At 63.8% G+C, this 18,383-nt stretch carries 17 protein-coding genes; 12 read left to right on the forward strand and 5 right to left on the reverse strand.

Annotated elements, in window-relative coordinates; genetic code table 11:
* The first annotated feature begins 38 nt into the window (after nucleotides 1-38).
* Nucleotides 39-1,037 carry a glucokinase family protein gene (locus FFY45_RS00825; protein ID WP_176339093.1) on the forward strand — a complete coding sequence of 333 codons (999 nt, stop codon included), beginning with the start codon at nucleotides 39-41 and terminating at the stop codon, nucleotides 1,035-1,037.
* Nucleotides 1,038-1,202: 165 nt separating this feature from the next.
* On the opposite strand, the gene FFY45_RS00830 is transcribed toward FFY45_RS00825, so the two are convergent.
* Together FFY45_RS00830 and bioA are read right to left on the reverse strand one after the other, a co-directional pair.
* Nucleotides 1,203-1,943, reverse strand: coding sequence for a 16S rRNA (uracil(1498)-N(3))-methyltransferase (locus FFY45_RS00830; RefSeq protein WP_176338972.1), 741 nt, complete (start codon nucleotides 1,941-1,943; stop codon nucleotides 1,203-1,205).
* Nucleotides 1,934-3,352: an adenosylmethionine--8-amino-7-oxononanoate transaminase gene (bioA, locus tag FFY45_RS00835; protein WP_176338973.1), complete on the reverse strand. Its 1,419-nt coding sequence runs from the start codon at nucleotides 3,350-3,352 to the stop codon at nucleotides 1,934-1,936. The genes FFY45_RS00830 and bioA overlap by 10 nt, the downstream gene beginning before the upstream one ends.
* A gap of 41 nt (nucleotides 3,353-3,393) precedes the next feature.
* Between bioA and nudE the strand changes: the two genes are divergently transcribed.
* The 8 genes from nudE (at nucleotide 3,394) to FFY45_RS00875 (ending at nucleotide 9,401) form a co-directional block, all read left to right on the forward strand.
* Nucleotides 3,394-3,942, forward strand: a complete 549-nt coding sequence (gene nudE, locus FFY45_RS00840; protein ID WP_043889357.1) for an ADP compounds hydrolase NudE — start codon at nucleotides 3,394-3,396, stop codon at nucleotides 3,940-3,942.
* Entirely contained in the window at nucleotides 3,939-4,739 is an 801-nt protein-coding gene (gene cysQ, locus FFY45_RS00845) for a 3'(2'),5'-bisphosphate nucleotidase CysQ (RefSeq protein WP_023904741.1), read from the forward strand. Before nudE ends, cysQ begins: the two co-directional genes overlap by 4 nt.
* 8 nt (nucleotides 4,740-4,747) lie before the next feature.
* Nucleotides 4,748-5,722 carry a nucleoside triphosphate pyrophosphohydrolase gene (gene mazG / locus FFY45_RS00850; protein WP_176338974.1) on the forward strand — a complete coding sequence of 325 codons (975 nt, stop codon included), beginning with the start codon at nucleotides 4,748-4,750 and terminating at the stop codon, nucleotides 5,720-5,722.
* The gene (locus FFY45_RS00855) at nucleotides 5,719-6,054 is read left to right on the forward strand and encodes a YnfA family protein (RefSeq protein WP_006451453.1); all 336 of its coding nucleotides are present in this window, start codon (nucleotides 5,719-5,721) and stop codon (nucleotides 6,052-6,054) included. Before mazG ends, FFY45_RS00855 begins: the two co-directional genes overlap by 4 nt.
* A 197-nt stretch (nucleotides 6,055-6,251) precedes the next feature.
* Nucleotides 6,252-7,361: a glycine cleavage system aminomethyltransferase GcvT gene (gcvT, locus tag FFY45_RS00860; RefSeq protein WP_176338975.1), complete on the forward strand. Its 1,110-nt coding sequence runs from the start codon at nucleotides 6,252-6,254 to the stop codon at nucleotides 7,359-7,361.
* A gap of 141 nt (nucleotides 7,362-7,502) precedes the next feature.
* A complete protein-coding gene (gene gcvH / locus FFY45_RS00865; protein WP_023904736.1) occupies nucleotides 7,503-7,898 on the forward strand; it encodes a glycine cleavage system protein GcvH in 396 nt (131 codons plus the stop codon).
* Between the two features lie 290 nt (nucleotides 7,899-8,188).
* Nucleotides 8,189-8,944, forward strand: coding sequence for a hypothetical protein (locus FFY45_RS00870; RefSeq protein WP_176338976.1), 756 nt, complete (start codon nucleotides 8,189-8,191; stop codon nucleotides 8,942-8,944).
* Entirely contained in the window at nucleotides 8,934-9,401 is a 468-nt protein-coding gene (locus FFY45_RS00875) for a hypothetical protein (protein WP_023904733.1), read from the forward strand. Before FFY45_RS00870 ends, FFY45_RS00875 begins: the two co-directional genes overlap by 11 nt.
* 155 nt (nucleotides 9,402-9,556) lie before the next feature.
* Here FFY45_RS00875 and FFY45_RS00880 read toward each other — a convergent pair whose 3' ends face one another.
* Nucleotides 9,557-10,936 (reverse strand): serine hydrolase domain-containing protein, encoded by a 1,380-nt coding sequence (locus FFY45_RS00880; RefSeq protein ID WP_006451457.1) that lies wholly within the window; start codon nucleotides 10,934-10,936, stop codon nucleotides 9,557-9,559.
* A 333-nt stretch (nucleotides 10,937-11,269) separates the two neighbouring features.
* Here FFY45_RS00880 and FFY45_RS00885 point away from each other — a divergent pair, with 333 nt between their 5' ends.
* Both FFY45_RS00885 and FFY45_RS00890 read left to right on the forward strand, forming a co-directional pair.
* Nucleotides 11,270-12,634, forward strand: coding sequence for an NTP/NDP exchange transporter (locus tag FFY45_RS00885; protein ID WP_176338977.1), 1,365 nt, complete (start codon nucleotides 11,270-11,272; stop codon nucleotides 12,632-12,634).
* Between the two features lie 967 nt (nucleotides 12,635-13,601).
* Entirely contained in the window at nucleotides 13,602-13,955 is a 354-nt protein-coding gene (locus FFY45_RS00890; RefSeq protein ID WP_176338978.1) for a DUF1304 domain-containing protein, read from the forward strand.
* 227 nt (nucleotides 13,956-14,182) lie between these two features.
* Here the strand turns inward: FFY45_RS00890 and FFY45_RS00895 are convergent, their stop codons facing one another.
* Nucleotides 14,183-16,657, reverse strand: coding sequence for an acyl-CoA dehydrogenase (locus FFY45_RS00895; RefSeq protein WP_176338979.1), 2,475 nt, complete (start codon nucleotides 16,655-16,657; stop codon nucleotides 14,183-14,185).
* Complete coding sequence (locus FFY45_RS00900) at nucleotides 16,654-17,577, reverse strand: alpha/beta fold hydrolase (RefSeq protein ID WP_176338980.1); 924 nt, start codon at nucleotides 17,575-17,577, stop codon at nucleotides 16,654-16,656. The genes FFY45_RS00895 and FFY45_RS00900 overlap by 4 nt, the downstream gene beginning before the upstream one ends.
* 137 nt (nucleotides 17,578-17,714) lie before the next feature.
* Here FFY45_RS00900 and FFY45_RS00905 point away from each other — a divergent pair, with 137 nt between their 5' ends.
* Nucleotides 17,715-18,323 carry a TetR/AcrR family transcriptional regulator gene (locus FFY45_RS00905; RefSeq protein WP_006452679.1) on the forward strand — a complete coding sequence of 203 codons (609 nt, stop codon included), beginning with the start codon at nucleotides 17,715-17,717 and terminating at the stop codon, nucleotides 18,321-18,323.
* Nucleotides 18,324-18,383: the final 60 nt, after the last annotated feature.

Here is an 18,383-nt window from a genome sequence, read left to right on the forward strand (position 1 = left end):
GCCATTTATCAGGAGAACGCGTGAGCGCAAGCAGCCCAATGGACGCGGTGTCTTTTCCGCGCACCGAAACCTTCGTTGCCGCAGATGTGGGCGGGACGCATGTGCGCCTGGCGCTGGTGTGCGAAAGCATCGATCCACGCAAGCCGGTCACTGTGCTGGACTACCGCAAGTACCGCTGCGCCGATTACCCGGGACTGGCCGAGATCATGGCGGCATTCTTCGCGGAGCTTGGCTGTGCACCGGTGAAGCGTGGTGTCATCGCCAGCGCCGGGTACGCATTGGAAGACGGCAGCGTGATCACCGCCAATCTGCCGTGGGTGCTGGCACCGGGACAGATCCGCAGCCAGCTCGGCATGCAGGCCTTGCATCTGGTCAACGATTTCGAAGCGGTCGCCTATGCGGCCAATTACATGGTCGGCAATCAGGTCCTGCAGTTGTCTGGCCCGCCGCAGGGTGCAACAGGTCCGGCGCTGATCCTGGGCCCCGGCACCGGGTTGGGCGCAGCGTTGTGGATTCCCAACGGCGCCAACGCGGTGGTGTTGCCGACTGAAGCCGGCCACGCCGCACTCGCGGCAGCCAGCGATCTGGAAGTGGGGTTACTGCAGCAACTGCGCCGCACGCGCACGCACGTGGCCACCGAACATCTGCTTTCCGGCCCGGGCTTGTTGAATCTCTATACCGCGCTGGCCGCGCTGCGCGGCGAGCCGGCCGTGCACGCCAGCCCGTCCGATGTCACCGCCGCCGCATTGGCCGGTAACGACACGTTGGCACGCGATGCCTTGCAGGCGTTCTGCGGTTTCATGGGGAGCGTGGTCGGCGACATGATCCTGTTGTACGGCGTGCGCAGCGGTGTGTATCTGGCTGGCGGTTTCCTGCCGCAGATCGCTGCCTTCATTGCCGAAAGCGACTTCGTCGCACGCCTGCTCGACAAGGGCGCCTTGCGTCCGGCGCTGGAGCAGGTGCCGGTCAGCATCGTCGAACATGGCCAGCTCGGTGTGATCGGCGCCGCCAGCTGGTTTTTGCAGCACGGACGCTGAGCCTCGCGCATCGCTCGGTACAGCAATCTGTCTGCACCGAGCCGACCAATTCCGCAGTCCCGTAGGAGCGCCCTTGGGCGCGATGAGGCGTTATCGATAAAGCCCATCGCACCCAAGGGCGCTCCTACGATGTAGGGCGAGCGTCAGATGACCCGCAGCTTCGCCCTATAGATCCCCGAACCGCGACTGCAGCGCCGCAATCGCCGCCAGCCCCGCCGTTTCGGTGCGCAAAATGCGCGGCCCCAATTGCAATCCGTTGAAACCAGCCTCTCCAAGGATTGCGCGGTCGCGCGGCGACCAGCCGCCTTCCGGCCCGATCGCTACGATCACACTTTGTTGCGCGGCAACCGGCAGCGTGGTCAGGCGATGCTCGCCGTGCGGGTCCAGCGTCAGCCGTAGCGCAAGCGCATGCGGGTCGCTGGCCTGCGCCGCGTCCTGCAGGCCCAGTGGCGCCGCGACCGTGGGCACGCGTGCACGCCCGGATTGCTCGCAGGCCGAGATCACTACGCTGCGCCAGTGCGCCACGCGTTTTTCCATCCGCGCCGGATCCAGCTTGACCTCGGTGCGTTCGGCGTTGACCGGTACGATCGCCGCAACCCCCAGCTCGGTCGCCTTCTGCAGGATCAGGTCCATCTTCTCGCCGCGCGCAATCCCCTGGATCAGCGTGATCGACAGCGGCGATTCGTTGCACAGCGGCTGCGCACGTTCCACCAGTGCGCGCGCATCGCGCTTGCCGGCCAGCGTAATACGCGCGTGGTAGTCGCTGCCGTCGCCGTTGAACAGGATGCAGGCATCGCCCTCGCGCAGTCGCAGCACACGCAGCAGGTGATTGGCCGACTCTTCGGGCAGCGTCACCTCTTGGTCGCAGTGCAGCGGCAGTGCGACATGCGAGCGGGTCAGGCGCATGCAACGGCCTCCTCGATGGCATGGCGGGTGGTGGCAGCCAGCAGTGCAAGCTGTGCTTCGTCTACGCAATACGGCGGCATCCAGTACAGCACATCGCCGAGCGGGCGCAGCACCACGCCCTTGTCGAGGGCGGCGCGATAGGCCTTCAGGCCCACCCGCGCCGCTGCCGGGAACGGCGTGCGTTTGTCGCCGCCCTGGGTGAGCTCGAACGCCACGATCATGCCGGCCTGGCGCACGTCCGCCACGGCGGGGTGTTCGCCGATCTGCGCGGCCAATGCGCGCATGCGCGCGGCCGTGTGTTGATTGCGCGCAATCACATCGTCGTCTGCAAAAATCTGCAAGGTGGCCAGTGCCGCCGCACACGCCAGCGGATTGCCGGTGTAACTATGCGAATGCAGAAACGCACGTTCGCGCGAATCATCGAGAAACGCGTCGTACAACTGCTGCGTGGCCAGCACCGCCGAGAGCGGCAGAAAGCCACCGGTCAATCCCTTGGACAGACACAGCAGGTCGGGCATGACACCGGCCTGCTCGCAGGCGAACAAGGTGCCGGTGCGGCCGAAGCCGGTGGCGATCTCGTCGGCGATCAAGAACGCGCCATGCGCATCGCACAGTTCGCGCGCACGCCGTAAGTAAGCCGGGTGATACATGCGCATGCCGCCTGCGCATTGCACGCGCGGCTCCAGGATCAGTGCGCAGATTTCGCCTGGCGATTGTTCAAACAATGCCTGCAACGCATCTGCGGCCTGCAGCGCGTAGTCTTCGGCGCTCTGTCCGGGCTCGGTCAGATACGCATCCGGCGAAGGCGCAAAGATCGATTCCAGCAGCAGCGGCGCATAGACGCGGCGATACAGCGGAATGTCGCCGACCGACAGCGCGCCGATGGTCTCGCCGTGGTAGCCGTTTTCCAGGGCCACGAAGCGGGTGCGGCGATGCTCGCCGCGGTTGTGGAAATAATGGAAGGCCATCTTCAACGCCACTTCCACGCCGGCCGACCCATTGTCGGCATAGAACACTTTAGATAGCGGCGCGCGGCCGGCCTGACGTGGCGCAATCGCCAACAGGCGCTCGGCCAGTTGCACTGCCGGCGCATGCGTGAAGCCGGCCAGCATCACCTGCTCCAGCTCGCCGGCCTGGCGCGCGATGGCCGCGCCGATGCGCGGTTCGGTGTGGCCGAACAGGTTGGTCCACCAACTGCTGACCGCATCCAGATAGTGGCGGCCGTCGTAGCCGACCAGCCACGCCCCGTCGCCACGCGCGATCGGTACGAGTGGAAGTGTGTGCGGGTGCTCGCGCATCTGCGTGCAGGGGTGCCACAGCACCTCAAGATCGCGTTGCCGCCAATGTTCGGCAGTTTGAGAGGCTGCCGGGTCTGCTAGGATTTCGGGCTCATGAACATGTCGATGCATACGCCTATTCTATCGGTCGCCCCAGCCCCTGCGTGTCACGCATGAGCCCGCGTCTGCCGACCATCCACAAGATCACCGATCTCGGTGACGGGCCGTTCCGTCGCCAGCAACTGGATCTGGAATTTTCCAACGGCGAGCGCCGCTTGTACGAGCGCCAACTCAGCCAGGGCCACGGCGCGGTGGTGGTGGTGCCGATGCTGGATGCGCAGACCGTGCTGCTGGTGCGCGAGTACGCCGCCGGTGTGCATCGCTACGAGCTGGGTCTGGTCAAGGGCCGCATCGATGCCGGCGAGACGCCGGAGCAGGCGGCCGACCGCGAACTCAAGGAAGAAGCCGGTTACGGCGCGCGCCAGGTGCAGGTGCTGCGCGCGATGACGCTCGCTCCTACTTATATGAGTCACCAATCCTGGTTGGTGCTGGCACGCGATCTCTACCCCGAACGGCTGGTTGGCGACGAGCCCGAAGAGATGGAAGTGATTCCCTGGCCGATTGCCCGTCTGGACGACTTGATGCTGCGCGACGATTTCTCCGAAGGCCGTTCGCTGGCTGCCCTGTTCATTGCGCGCGAGTGGCTGGAGCGCAATCCATGATCCGCATTCCGATGGAACTGCGCGAAACCGTGATCGCCATCGCCCGCGAGGCGGGTGATGCGATCATGCAGGTGTACGCGCAGGACTTCGCGGTGCAGATCAAGGACGACGCCAGCCCGCTGACCCAGGCCGACCTGGCCGCCAATCGCGTCATCGTCGATGCGCTGCGCCGGGTCACGCCGGACGTGCCGGTGCTGTCGGAAGAATCCGCGCACATCGCCTGGGAAGAACGCCAGTTCTGGACCAGCTACTGGCTGGTCGACCCGCTCGACGGCACCCGCGAGTTCGTCAAGCGCAACGGCGAGTTCAGCGTCAACATCGCGTTGATCCACATGGGCGCGCCGGTGCTCGGCGTGGTGCAGGCACCGGTCGATGGCCGGGTCTGGTACGCGGCGCGCGGGGAGAACGCCTACCGTCGCGATGGCCATCGCGACGAAATGCTGCAGACGCGCACGCCCGCCGCCACGCCATTGCGGGTGGCCGCCAGCCGCTCGCATCGCGACGCGCGCACCGCGGCCGCACTCGAGCGCATGGGCGAGATCGATGTGGTGGCGCAGGGCTCGTCATTGAAGTTCTGCCGCATCGCCGAAGGCGATCTCGACGTCTATCCACGCTTCGGCCCCACGTCCGAGTGGGACACCGCTGCCGGCCAGTGTGTGCTGCATGCCGCCGGCGGCGTGTTGCTGGCGGGGGGCTCCGGCAAACCGTTCCGCTACAACCGCCGCGACACCTTGCTCAACGGTGATTTCATCGCGCTGGGCGATCCGAATCTGCCGTGGCGCAGTTGGCTGGTATGAGCGTCGCTATGCCTCAGACCCCGCCGACCGGCGACATCCAGCGCCTGCTGCAGTTGATGGCGCGTCTGCGCGATCGCGAGCACGGCTGTCCCTGGGATGTGGAGCAGACCTTCGCCAGCATTGCGCCCTACACGATCGAGGAAGCCTACGAAGTCGCCGACGCCATCGATCGCAACGACCTGCCGGGTCTGCGCGACGAATTGGGCGACCTGCTGCTGCAGGTGGTTTTCCATGCACAGATGGCAGCAGAGCAGGGCGCATTCGACTTTGCCGACGTGGTCGCCACACTCAGCGACAAGCTGGTGCGCCGTCACCCGCATGTCTTCGCCGATCAACAGGTCGACGGCGCGCAGGCCGTGAGCGCCAACTGGGAGCAGATCAAGCGCGAAGAACGCCGCGCAGCCGGCCATCAGGACGACTCCGCACTTGCCGGTATCGCACGCGGCCTGCCGGAGTGGCAGCGCTCCACCAAGCTGCAGTCGCGCGCGGCGCGGGTCGGCTTCGATTGGCCCGGCCCGGCACCGGTGCTGGAAAAACTGCAGGAAGAAATCGAAGAGTTGCGCGTGGAGTTCGCATGCGGCCCGGTCGCCGACAACCAGGCACGGCTGGAAGACGAGCTTGGCGATGTGTTGTTTGTCTGCGCCAACCTGGCGCGACACGCCAAGGTCGATGTGGGCGCCGCACTGCGCCATGCCAATCTCAAATTCGAGCGCCGCTTTCGCGCCATGGAAGCGCTCGCGCAGACCGCAGACACCAACCTGGCAGCACTGTCCCTGGATCAACAGGAGGCGCTGTGGCAACAGGTCAAGCGCGGCGAGCGAGGCGGGGATCCGGCTGCTTTCGACCCGCTGGCCGCTGGCAAACCTGCCACCTATCAGTCAGTCGTCGGCGAGCAAGGTCTCGATGCCTCCGACCCGCATCAGGCAAACCGCGACCGGCAAGATTTGAACAAGCAAGATTTCGACAAGCCAGACCGCGCATGAATTCCGCACCGACCACGCTGCTGCTGTTCGCAGCTACCGCGGTCGCCGAACTGGTCGGTTGCTACCTTCCTTATCTATGGCTGCGCAAAGACGGCAGCATCTGGTTGTTGCTGCCGACGGCGTTGAGCCTCGCCATCTTCGTATGGTTGTTGAGCCTGCATCCCGAGGCCAGCGGGCGCGTGTATGCGGCCTATGGCGGCGTCTACATCGCCAGCGCCTTGTTGTGGTTGTGGTGGGTGGACCGGGTGACGCCGACGCGTTGGGATCTGTTGGGCGCTGCCTGCTGCTTGCTTGGCATGGCCATCATCATGTTTTCGCCGCGCAGCGTCTGATCGCGCGCATGGCGAGTTCGTGCGGCTGACGCAGCGCCACGCTGGCGACGGTGCCTAGCATCGCAACGTGCGGATGCAGCGACTCGATGGCAGCTCACAGGAGCGGCTACGCAAATTGCTGCGGCGCGGCGAACACGCCGTTCCCGCAAGCGCGGCCAGGCGGCGATAATGGTGCTCTTTTCCTTGGACCGGCGCGCATGACCCAGAAGACCATCCTCAACGACACCCATCGTGCGCTTGGCGCCAAGATGGTCGACTTCGGCGGTTGGGACATGCCGATCCATTACGGCTCGCAGCTGGACGAGCACCATCAGGTGCGTCGCGACGCCGGCATGTTCGACGTCAGCCACATGACCGTGGTCGATCTGCACGGCGCGCGCGTGCGCGAATTTCTGCGCTACCTGCTGGCCAACTCGGTGGACAAGCTCCAGGTCTCCGGCAAGGCGCTGTACACCTGCATGCTCAATCCGCAGGGCGGGGTGATCGACGACCTGATCGTCTACTTCATGGGCGAAGAGTTCTTTCGCCTGGTGGTCAACGCCGCCACCCGCGAAAAGGATCTGCAGTGGATTGGTGAGCAGGCCGCGCGCTTCGATGTGCGCGTGGAAGAGCGCAGCGATTTCGCGATGATCGCGGTGCAAGGCCCCAACGCACGCGCCAAGGTCATCGAGCTGGTGGATCCTGCCGACAGCACTGCAGCCAGCAAGCTCGGCCGTTTCGCTGCACTGCAGACACATTCGCGCGATGGCATCGCACTGTTCCTCGCACGCACCGGCTACACCGGCGAAGACGGTTTCGAAATCGTGTTGCCGCAGGACGCGGCAGTTGCGTTCTGGAACGCGCTGCTCGCGCAAGGCGTCAAGCCGGCCGGTCTGGGCGCGCGCGATACCTTGCGTCTGGAGGCAGGCATGAATCTCTACGGGCAAGACATGGACGACGCGGTCACTCCTTATGAGGCCGCATTGGCATGGACGATCACCCTGGACGAAGGTCGCGACTTCATCGGTCGCGCCGTGCTCGAAGCGCAAAAGGCGCAGGGCGCGCCGCGTCAACTCATCGGTGTGGTGATGGATGAGAAGGGCGTGCTGCGGCACGGCCAGAGCGTGCTCACCGCCAGCGGCGAAGGCGAGATCCTGTCCGGTACCTTCTCGCCCACGCTCGGCAAGGCGATCGCATTCGCGCGCGTGCCGGCCGGTAGCATCGACGACCTGCGCGTGGACATCCGCGGCAAGCAGGTGCCGTTGCGCGCGGTGAAGTTTCCGTTCGTGCGCGATGGCCAGGCACAGCCCGGCGTGCTCGGGCAATGACTCAAACGCCGCCGGGCGCGCAGACGTTCGGCAGCGCGCAACATTGGTAGCAACCAAGCAGTCCTGCACGCGCGTGCACCTGTCTTGTCGCGCGGTCTAAACTAGCCACCTGTCCCTAACCCCAGTTTCCCCGGAGCACACATGAGCGAGATCCCTGGCGACCTCAAGTTCCTCAAATCCCACGAGTGGGCCCGCGTCGAAAACAGCGGCCGTGTGACCGTCGGTATCTCCGACCACGCGCAGGGCTTGCTGGGTGACCTGGTCTACGTCGAACTGCCGGGCGTCGGCGACACCGTGCAGGCCGGCAACGGCGCGGCAGTGGTGGAGTCGGTCAAGGCCGCCTCCGACGTCTATAGCCCGGTCAGCGGCACCGTCGTCGAGGTCAATAGCGCACTCAGCGACAAGCCGGAAACCATCAACGAAGACGCCTACGGCGATGGCTGGATCTTCGTGGTCGAACTCGACGACAAGGAAGAGCTCAACGATCTGCTGTCGCCGGACGACTATGCCGAGCTGCTGGAAGAAGACGCGCACTGATCGCGCCTGGCACATCGCAACCTCGGATGGCCGCTCCTGGAGCGGCCATTTTTTTTGCACGCCACGCTGGCGCCGGCGCGCCGGTATCGATTGCAGTGGCCAGCGAACTGCCGCGTTGCCGAGTTCTCGAACGATGCCTGCATGCCAGGTCCCGGTCTCCATCGCCGCGCTCGGCGGCCGATCGAAAAACATCGCACGCGCCAGGCACGCACCACCGCCACCGCGTCGAAGGATGTCCGCATGCAGGTGCGTCGGATTTCTGGCGTGAGCCAATCGTGAGGACGCGGCGTGTGCGTGGTGAAAAAAAACTGGCGCTCGCATGCGTCGATGGTCGATCGTTGGACGCGATGCAAGGCATGCATGCATGCGTCGAGTCGTCCATGCAGACGCATGCAAGGCGATCGAAGAACGCAATAAGTTTGCGCATTTGTGCTGATGCGACGCCCCAAGCGCAGTCGTTGGATAAAAAATTTTCAGCTGGCGGACAGGCGACGAAAGACATCACTGCCTTGCACCTTGCGACGCGTCCGTCATGCCGATCCAGTCGCTGCATTTTTGACCACTTCAAAAAAACAGCACAAAAGAAGTGGTTTTCTGAAAACCCGATTGCACGAATGTGCGCGTCGCTCGCATGCGCATGCCAGTGCAAGGCCTGTCTGGATCACCTCGACGCGGCGCATTGCGATGGCTGGCTGAAAAAAAATTGCAAAAGAGTGTTGACAGTAAAAAAAAGCGTGATTAGGTTTCGCCCAGCAGACGTTGCTGCGAAAGAGAGTGAGCAGAATCGACATCAAGCCGACACGCTTGTTCCAGATGTCCACCGAAGCGCTATCCACGGTGGAGTCGGGTCCGCTTCTCTCCAAGAAAGCAGCAGTCGTTCCGATCACGCACCCGTGTCGCCGTTCGATGCGGGTGTTTCTGTATCCGTCCCGTCGCGCATCACCTGCGGATGGTTCCCGACGATGGCATGCCGTCGCGGGGTTTGGTTCAACTGGGCGTTTCACCTCCATAGTTCACTGACGAGGAGCCAATTACATGGCCACTAAAAAAGCTGCAAAAAAGAAACCCACCGCCAAGAAGGCAGTGAAGAAGACTGCCGCCAAGAAGGCAGTCAAGAAGGTTGCCAAGAAGGCAACCGCTAAGAAGGCAGTGAAGAAGGCTGCTGCCAAGAAGGCCGTCAAGAAGACTGCCAAGAAGGCAACCGCCAAGAAAGCAGTGAAGAAGACTGCTAAGAAGGCAACCAAGAAGACTGCCGCCAAGAAGGCAGTGAAGAAGACCGCAAAGAAGGCAGTGAAGAAGACTGCCAAGAAGGCGACCAAGAAGACGGCCGCCAAGAAAGCAGTCAAGAAGACCGCCAAGAAAGCAGCAGCTCCGAAGAAGGCGACCAAGAAGTCCGCCACCAAGAAGACTGCCGTAAAGAAGGTCGCCAAGAAGAAGCCGGCCGTTCGCAAGAAGAAGGCCGCTCCGGTCGCGCTGCCCGCAACTCCGGCGCCGCTGATCTGATCTGCAACACCCGATCGCCGTAAACATCGAGCTCTCTCCCCGACGCCCAGCGGGGAGGGAGCTTTTTTATTGGGTCGCTCTCAACAATCGCGAACGCCAAAAAACAACAAAGGCGACCGAAGCCGCCTCTGTCTTGAATCGCTGCAAACGCTAACTCAGCGCGGCGATGCCACCGACTTGCCGGACGAGGCACCCTTGCCGGCAGGATCGGGACGCTCGGCCAGCATGTTCTCGCTGCCGAAGTCGCCATCCACATCGATGTCCAGCCAGCGTTTGGCCGGCAGGCCGAGTGCGCGATCCAGGATGGTCGGCAGCATGCCCGATGGCAGACCGCTCTCACCGTTCCACATGATGGCGATGCCAAGGTCGCGCTCGGGCAGCAGCGCGACCAAGCCGCGATAGCCCTGCACCGCGCCGGCATGGAAGATGACTTGATGGCCGGCGTAATCAAACACGCGCCAGCCCAGCGCGTAGCTGGCAGCATCCACACGCTCGTGGCGCCAACCCGAGCGCATCTCGCCCGGTGTGGAGATCAACGGCGCATGCAGCGTCGCCAGCAGCGGCGCAGGCAGCACGTCGGTGCGGTGACCGGTGTGTGCGAGCAGCCACTGCGCCATGTCGCTGGCGCTGGCGTTGACGCCGGCAGCGGGCGCCAGGCGGTAGTAGGTCGGCTTGGGCGTCAGTGCCACCCAGCCGCCGCGGCTGCGCACATGCGGGCGTGCCGCATGCGGGCTGGCCTGGATGCCGGCCAGGCCCATGCTCGCGTCATTCATGCCCAACGGCTTGAAGATGCGGCGTTCCACCGACTGCTCATAGAAGCTGCCGGAAGCGGCGAACACCACATCGCCGACCAGGCTAAAGGCCACGTTCTGATACGCATAGCAATCGCCCGGCGCGCAGCGCAAGGGTGCAGCGGCGAGCTTGTGGCTGAGCGAGTAGTAGTCGACGTTGGATTCGATATCGCGGTCGTAGGCATTGCGGGTCAGGCCAACGCGGTGGCTGAGCACCTCGGCGACGGTGAGCTGATGGGTGGCGACGTTATCGCTGAGCTGGAAGCCGGGCACATAATCGACCACCTTGCTGTCCCAACGCAGCACGCCGTCGTTGACCAACAGGCCAGCCATGGTGCTTGCGAACGCCTTTGACAGCGAGGCGAGGCGGAACACGGTGTGGCCATCGACCGGCTGCGGATGATTGACGTCGGTGACGCCATAGCCGCGCGCGCTGAGCACCTTGCCGCCCTGCACGATCGCCATCGCAATGCCGGGCACGCGGTTGCCGTAGGTCAACTGATTGGCCATCGATTCGAACGCGGCCACATCGAAGCCGGCCGCCGGTGCCAGCACACTGCTGGCCGGAAGCGAGGCGCGATACTGCAGCGGAGCGGTGGGCGACTGTGCGGCGGTGGCCGGCTGCAGCGCAAAGGCAGCTGGCGCGGGCGTCTGCGCGGTGGAAGAGAGGGCCAGGGGCAATAACGCCCCGAGCAGCCCGATGGCCAACGGACGAAACCGTCGGGGCCTGCGCATTTCAGTCATGGTTGTCCCGCCTGTTCCACTGCCTCCGGCGATTCTAGCGCCGCGCTTCGCAATAGCACAAACTGCCAGAAGATGAATGGGCATCATATTGATCCTATTGATGATTTTAGGTTCAGAAATCGGGCGGCGCGGAACGCTTCGAGTGCGCCTCGGCACCTATACGGATGTGGCTGCAAGCGGCGTGCCGTCTGGATGCACGATCAGTCCGTTGTGTTCTGCACCGCGCCGCTGGTGGTGCTGCGCCGCATCGGCTAACTTGCGCGCTTCCTTCGCGGGTGCCACCGCTGCCATGTCCACGCTGTCGGGCCCGTTTGTGCAGGCGATTTGTTCACCATGACCAGCCGATTTTCTTCGTCGCAGTCTGCGGCTGGCCGGTTGAGCGGCGCGTTGCGCAGTTCGCCGCCGCTGGCGTGGAGTTTTCTGTATTTCTTCTGCCTGCTCAGCGGGTATTACGTGCTGCGCCCGGTGCGCGAGGCGATGAGCGCCTCGGCGGATGTGGAAGCGATCTTTCCCACCGGCATGATCGCCTTCTTCGCCGCGCATGGCATGCCGCTCAAGGACTTCACCCTGCAGGTGCTGTTTACCTGCACCTTCCTGATCATGGTGTTGCTGCAGCCGGTCTACGGCGCATTGGTCAGCCGCTATCCGCGCCGGGTGTTCCTGCCGGTGGTGTATGGCTTCTTCATCGCGACCCTGTTGCTGTTCTACGTGTTGTTCGACAGCGGCGTGCCCGGGCGCGGCATGGCGTTCTTTTTGTGGGTGACCGTCTTCAACCTGTTTGCGGTGGCGGTGTTCTGGAGCTTCATGGCCGACGTCTTCAGCAATGCCGAAGCGCGCAGTTACTACGGTTACATCGGTGCGGCCGGCACGCTGGGTGCGTTTCTCGGGCCGATCCTCACCCGCACCCTGGTTGAGCGCGTCGGTATCGCGCATCTGATGCTGGTGTCGGCCGGGTTTCTGACGGTGTGCGTGGTCTGCGTGCTGCGTCTGCGCTTGTGGGCGGTTGCGCGCGAGCAGGAGCGACAGCTGAGCTCCGGCGAAGTGCCGATGGGCGGCGATGTGCTCGGCGGGCTCAAGTTGATCGTGCGCGAGCCGTTGCTGCGCTGGTTAGCCTTCATGGTGTTGTTCGGTGTGGGCGTCGGTACCTTGCTCTACAACGAGCAGGCAGCGCTGGTACGGCGGCTATACACGGACGCAGCGGCAGCCACCGCCTATTACGCGAGTATCGATCTGGCGATCAACGCGCTCACCCTGGTGTTGCAGCTGCTGGTGACGCGCGCGCTGTTGTCGCGTTTCGGTATCGCGCCGGCGCTGTTGATTCCGGGTGTGGCGATCACGCTTGGCTATGCCGTGCTGACAGCCTCGCCGTTGCCGATGATGATCGCGATCGTGCAGGTGATCACCCGCTCCAGCGAGTTCGCACTCGCCAAGCCGGCGCGCGAGACCTTGTACACGCGCGTCGACCGGGAATGGCGTTACAAGGCCGGCGCGGCGATCGACACCGTGATCTACCGCGGTGGCGATCTCACCTTCGTGTGGGTGCACAAGCTGGTGTCGGCATTCGGCTCCAGTGCCGTGTTCGGCGTCGGTCTGCTGGTGGCCTCGGGTATGACACTGGGCGCATTCGGTCTGCTGCGCGAGGCGCGCAAGCTGCCTGCCGAACGCGATGCGGAGGCCGCTAAGCAGGCGTCCGACTAAGAGGGGCTGGCAAAACTACTTTGCTGCCATCAGGCGGACGCGACTGTTGCTGGGTACTGCGTGTACCACTCGTACTATGCCGGCTTTGAGTATGCCGTCCGCAGCCACCTGCCCATTGCTTGCATCGTTTTTACAGCCACTTCAAGGCAGCGAATCTCTGTTGACTTGTAGTAGTTGGACAGTGCTGAAGCTCACCTGCAGAGCGGATGATCTCAGGGCTGGAGCGGCTGATCTGCGGCCTGGCTGCAGGGCCCTTGCCCGCCCACCATCGCGGGACACGCCGGCTCTTACGCGGCATCCATGCCGCGTAAGGTCCCGCGACGGTGGGCGGGCAAGGACCAATCAAGAGTGTCGGTGTGTGGGGTGCAAGCAGTGCATGACGTGCTTCCAATTCGCTAACTCTCATGTAGATGCGGCCTGCATCAGCAGGCCGATGTAACCTGAGAGATAGCCCGCTTTTCACAAAGCTAGCGATCAGCTCCCTGGTGCGGTGTCTCACCGATTGCAGGACCGTGTGGCGGCATGGATGCCGCCACCGAGCCTACATGGACGTACTTGCGGCGTGTCCCGCGAGCGGCGAGGGCATCGCGCCCTCGACCAACGCGGCTTGGGACCATCCAGATGACGCGAAGAGCGGCAACAAAATGCTGCGCTCACTTTCAGGCTGTCGCGGCCGGTGTTCGGCGAGGCATGTAGTACGGGGCACTCTGATCCCGAGCGCGCCCTGCGTGCCACCGGTGGAGTGCTCGCGATCTTCTATCAGCCACTCCAGGAGCCGGCAGCAAGCGATTGCGCGGCTGTCAAACAGACGTAGCCGGTGCGCGCAATCACAACGTTCTACTGGCGCGTGCAGATCTTGCATCTCTTCCGCCCATCTTGCGGCAGCATGAGGTTTGATCGGTTGCTTCGGACCGGACGACTGCAATCGCGACTATGCTGGCTGCCACGTTCATTACGCCAATCTGCCATGTCCCTGTTCGCCATCGTCGCCGGCCTGTGCGTCGCCCTGCTGCACGTTTACATCCTGGTATTGGAAATGGTGCTGTGGACGCACCCGCTGGGCTTGAAGACCTTCCGCAATACGCTCGAGAAGGCTCAGGCCACCCGCGTGCTGGCAGCCAACCAGGGCCTCTACAACGGCTTCCTGGCCGCCGGTCTGTTGTGGGGCGCGTTGCAGGCCCGCACCGACGTGCTGAGCTTCTTTCTCGGCTGCGTGGTCGTGGCGGGTTGCTACGGCGCCTATAGCGTCAACCGTCGCATCTTCTTTGTGCAGGCGTTGCCGGGGCTGATTGCGTTGGCATTGGTGTGGTTGCCGCTCTGAGGTTCTTCCGGCAGCGTGTTCGCTTCCTGTAGGAGCGGGCTTGCCCGCGATGAAGCATTACCGGTAACGCTTCATCGCGGGCAAGCCCGCTCCTACGAAGGTGTAGCCGCTGGGAACTGGTCGACAGACCAAGGCTGCTGGCAGCGTATCCGCGAGCTAGCTGGTCTCCACAAACAACGACGGCGGGCCGAAGCCCGCCGTCGTCTACTGTCGCCTTTGCCTGTGCTTTACGCCGCTTCGCGCGGCTGCTGTGCCTGCGGCTTGTCGTAGTAGCTGGCCGCACGCAACTCATGCGGATCGAAGTCGTCCACGGTGATGGTATCCATCATGATCGCGCGCAACTCTTCCAGCTGCTTGCGCTCGTCGATGGTGATCACGCCCTCGGCAACGGCCTCGTCCAGCTGCGCGGGGAAATCCAGTGCCTCGATCCCCTTGGTCTTGAGCGCCTTGAGGAACTTGCGCTCCACCGGCTCGGCCAGCACGGCCTTGGCCAGATAGCTGGCGATACGGCCGCCGGGATTGTTGGCACATGGGGTCAGAAACACACCCTGGCCCAGACGGTCGCGTGCTTCGTTCGGCGTCATCAGGATCGATGCCACGCGATGGCCCAGGCGGTCGCCCGGCGCTTCGGCACGACGGCCCAGCGGGAAAATCAGCACCCACATCAGCCAACCCACCGGGCGGATCGGGAAGTTGCGCAGCGCGGCCGACAGCGCGGTCTCGATCTTGTGCACGCTATCGTGGAACGCCCAGGCCAGCAGCGGCTGATCGGCTGCCGGTGCGCCTTCGTCGTGATAGCGCTTGAGCATTGCGCTGGTCAGGTAGATGTGGCTCAGCACATCGCCCAAGCGACCGGACAGCGATTCCTTGAACTTGAGCTTGCCGCCCAGCATCAGCATCGACACGTCGGCCATCAGCGCCAGGTTGGCGGAATAGCGATCCAGCTTGCGGAAGAACCGACGCGTATAGGCATCGCCCGGTGCAGCGCCGATACGTGCGCCGGTCAAGCCGAACCAGAACGAGCGCACCGCGTTGGAAATGCCGAAGCGGATGTGACCGAACAGGCTCTGATCGAAGTCTTCCAGACCACGGCGCGTATCCGGATCCTGCGCCGCCTTCATTTCCTTCATCACCCACGGGTGGCACAGGATTGCGCCCTGGCCGAAGATCAGCAGGCTACGGGTCATGATGTTGGCGCCTTCCACGGTCACGCCGATCGGCGCCGACTGCCAGGCACGGCCGGCGAAGTTGCGCGGCCCCAGGATGATGCCCTTGCCGCCGATCACATCCATCATGTCGCTGACCACTTCGCGGCCCATGGTGGTGCAGTGGTACTTGGCGATCGCCGACGGCACCGATGGCACATCGCCACGGTCCACCGCCGCCGCAGTGGCCTGCGACAGCGCACTGATCGCGTAGGCCTTGCCGCCGATCCGTGCGAGCGCTTCTTCCACGCCCTCGAAGCGGCCGATCGACAGACCAAACTGCTTGCGGATGCGCGCATACGCACCGGTCACCACAGCTGCGTATTTGCCGCCGCCGCTAGCCGTGGAGGGCAGGGTGATCGAACGACCCACCGCCAGACACTCGTTGAGCATATTCCAGCCCTTGCCGACCATGTCCACGCCACCGATCAACTGGCTGAGCGGAATGAACACCTCGTTGCCACGGATCGGGCCATTCTGGAAGGTCGAATTCAGCGGGAAATGCCGGCGGCCGATTTCCACTCCCGACGTTTCGCGCGGCAACAGCGCCAGGGTGATGCCGATGTCCTTGTTGTCGCCGATCAAGCCTTCCGGGTCATACATGCGGAACGCCAGGCCGATCAGCGAAGCCACCGGTGCCAGGGTGATGTAACGCTTGTCGAAGGTGAGCTTGACGCCGAGCACATTGGCGCCATTCCACTCGCCCTTGCAGACGATGCCGTAGTCCGGGATCGAGGTCGCATCGGAGCCGGCGAACGGGCCGGTCAGACCGAAACACGGCACTTCGGCGCCGATGGCCAGACGCGGCAGGTAATAGTCCTTCTGTTCCGGCGTGCCGTAATGCAGCAGCAACTCGCCCGGCCCGAGCGAATTGGGCACACCGACGGTGGAGCTGACCACGCTGGAGATCGAGGACAGCTTCTGGATCACCTTGTGGTGCGCCAGCGCGCTGAAGCCCAGGCCGCCGTACTGCTTCGGAATGATCATGCCGAAGAATTTCTGCTTCTTGATGTAGTCCCACAGCTCCGGTGGCAGATCGGCGTGGACGTGGGTGATTTCCCAGTCGTTGACCATCTTGCACAGCTCTTCGACCGGGCCATCCAGAAACGCCTGCTCTTCTGCGGTCAGCTGCGGCTTGGGGTAGTTGAGCAGCTTCTGCCAATCCGGATCGCCGGTGAACAGCTCGCCTTCGAAGCCCACCGAGCCGGTTTCCAGCGCAATGCGTTCGGTCTGCGACAGCGGCGGCAGCACCTTGCGGAAGAAGCCCATCAGCGGCGTGGTCAGCAGCGGCTTGCGCAAGAACGGCAACAGCACCGGTGCCGACACCAGCACCACCAGCACGGCAGCGACGATGGTTGCGGTGAGATTGGCACCCAGCAACCAGCACGCCACCAGCACGCAGGCGCTCAGCGCGACCCACGTGGCAAGGCGCATGCGGTGGTAGGCAGCGATGCCCGCCGCCAGGATGACGAGGAGGAACGGTGCAACGATGCTCATGGTCTTGCTCCAGTGACATGCTCGGTAATGTTGGACGCTGCGATGGTGCCAACCGAGGGCAGTGCATCCAGATAATGCAACACGGTGGCGGTAAAGGTGGTGTTGTCGTCGCCGGCCAGCATGTGCGTGGCATCGGGCAACTGCACGTGCTGCGCATGCGGTGCGATCGACAGGAATTCGGTGATGGTGTTCGGTGTGACCAGATCGCTGCGCCCGCCGCTGATCAGCAGCATCGGGCAACGCACCTGTGACGCGGCGTCCAGCAATGCGTGCTGCTGCGTATGCGGATCCTGTCCCGCCAGTTCGTCGACCAGGCGCGGGTCCCAATGCCAGTGCCAACGCCCGTCGGCACGCTGCCGCAACAAGGCCTGCAACTGGTCTGCGGTCTTGCGCGGACGATGCGGCAAATATGCGGCAATCGCGTCTGCCGCGGCATCCAGCGATGCGAATCCGCCGGGATGCGCAGTCATGAACCTCAGGATGCGCTCCACGCCCCGCGTGTCCCAGCGTGGTGTGATGTCGACCAGCACGATCGCGCGGAACAAACCCGGCCAGCGCGCCTCTGCCAGCAGACCAAACAGCCCGCCCATCGAGGCGGCGACCAGCACCGGCGGCTCTGATTGCTCACCGGCGAGCACGATCAGATCGTCGGTGAATTGCGTGGCCGAGTAGGGCACCTCAGCGTCGTTGACGCTGGAATCGCCATGCCCGCGCGCGTCGTAAGACAGCGCCCGGTAGCCGGCTTCCGCCAAGGCAGTGGCCGTGCCTTCCCATGCGTGTCGTGTCTGGCCGAATCCATGCGCAAACAGCACGGTCGGTGCGCGTTCTGCGCCCTGCGCCGACACCGCAAGCAACGTCTCACCAATACGGATGTTGGTGACAGACGTAATGCAGGCGAGGCTAGAGGAAGAGGTGACCATACCTAATGGTATGGATCTAGTGCGCTCACTGTCAATACTCAGTGGTATGGATGGTTAAGCCATTGAATCCTGGCAGTTGTGCCTGCATTTTCTGCCGCATACTGCAATCGACCCGAGCGTATGGTTAAATCGTCACAATGAACGACACCACCGATTCCAGCCCCACCACGCCCCGCGCCAGTTCCGGTCGCGGTCAGCGCCTCAGCGCAGACGACTGGGCACAGGCCGCGCTGGACCTGATCGCCGAACAAGGTGTCGGTGCAGTCGCCGTAGAACCACTGGCGCGCCGACTCGGCGTCACCAAGGGCAGCTTCTACTGGCACTTTCCCTCGCGTGATGCGCTGCTGCAGGCAGCCCTCGAACGCTGGGAGATCTTCGAACAAAAAGAAGTGTTCGGCAGCCTGGAAGACGTCCCGGATCCCAGTGCACGCTTACGCGCGCTGTTCCAACTGGTCGCGCACGAAGTCAAACCGCATGTCATCTACAGCGAACTGCTCAAGGCACTCGACCACCCGGCCGTGCGCCCGGTTATCGACCGCGTCTCGCAACGCCGCCTCGACTACCTGATCGCCTCGTTCCGCCAGGCCGGCCTCACCCGCACCGACGCCCAACACCGCGCCCGCCTGGCCTATGCCGCCTATGTCGGCTTCCTGCAGCTGTCGCTGCAACTACAGCAACCCAAGCAGGCCCGCGAAGACTTCGAAGCCTACGTCGAGCATGTGATTCAGACGTTGATTCCTGGGTAACTGGCAAACTGGCAGGGCCGGTTTATCGGCGTACTGATCACGCTTTAGATTGACCTTTGA

The sequence above is a fragment of the Xanthomonas hortorum genome (assembly GCF_011305375.1).
GTDB classification, from domain to species: Bacteria; Pseudomonadota; Gammaproteobacteria; order Xanthomonadales; family Xanthomonadaceae; genus Xanthomonas; species Xanthomonas hortorum_E.

Excerpts from the sequence above, each read along its gene's own strand:
- FFY45_RS00825 (WP_176339093.1), top strand. The coding sequence starts at position 39 with ATGGACGCGGTGTCTTTTCCGCGCACCGAAACCTTCGTTGCCGCAGAT.
- FFY45_RS00830 (WP_176338972.1), bottom strand. The coding sequence starts at position 1,943 with ATGCGCCTGACCCGCTCGCATGTCGCACTGCCGCTGCACTGCGACCAA.
- bioA (WP_176338973.1), bottom strand. The coding sequence starts at position 3,352 with ATGCATCGACATGTTCATGAGCCCGAAATCCTAGCAGACCCGGCAGCC.
- nudE (WP_043889357.1), top strand. The coding sequence starts at position 3,394 with ATGAGCCCGCGTCTGCCGACCATCCACAAGATCACCGATCTCGGTGAC.
- cysQ (WP_023904741.1), top strand. The coding sequence starts at position 3,939 with ATGATCCGCATTCCGATGGAACTGCGCGAAACCGTGATCGCCATCGCC.
- mazG (WP_176338974.1), top strand. The coding sequence starts at position 4,748 with ATGCCTCAGACCCCGCCGACCGGCGACATCCAGCGCCTGCTGCAGTTG.
- FFY45_RS00855 (WP_006451453.1), top strand. The coding sequence starts at position 5,719 with ATGAATTCCGCACCGACCACGCTGCTGCTGTTCGCAGCTACCGCGGTC.
- gcvT (WP_176338975.1), top strand. The coding sequence starts at position 6,252 with ATGACCCAGAAGACCATCCTCAACGACACCCATCGTGCGCTTGGCGCC.
- gcvH (WP_023904736.1), top strand. The coding sequence starts at position 7,503 with ATGAGCGAGATCCCTGGCGACCTCAAGTTCCTCAAATCCCACGAGTGG.
- FFY45_RS00875 (WP_023904733.1), top strand. The coding sequence starts at position 8,934 with ATGGCCACTAAAAAAGCTGCAAAAAAGAAACCCACCGCCAAGAAGGCA.
- FFY45_RS00880 (WP_006451457.1), bottom strand. The coding sequence starts at position 10,936 with ATGACTGAAATGCGCAGGCCCCGACGGTTTCGTCCGTTGGCCATCGGG.
- FFY45_RS00885 (WP_176338977.1), top strand. The coding sequence starts at position 11,270 with ATGACCAGCCGATTTTCTTCGTCGCAGTCTGCGGCTGGCCGGTTGAGC.
- FFY45_RS00890 (WP_176338978.1), top strand. The coding sequence starts at position 13,602 with ATGTCCCTGTTCGCCATCGTCGCCGGCCTGTGCGTCGCCCTGCTGCAC.
- FFY45_RS00895 (WP_176338979.1), bottom strand. The coding sequence starts at position 16,657 with ATGAGCATCGTTGCACCGTTCCTCCTCGTCATCCTGGCGGCGGGCATC.
- FFY45_RS00900 (WP_176338980.1), bottom strand. The coding sequence starts at position 17,577 with ATGGTCACCTCTTCCTCTAGCCTCGCCTGCATTACGTCTGTCACCAAC.
- FFY45_RS00905 (WP_006452679.1), top strand. The coding sequence starts at position 17,715 with ATGAACGACACCACCGATTCCAGCCCCACCACGCCCCGCGCCAGTTCC.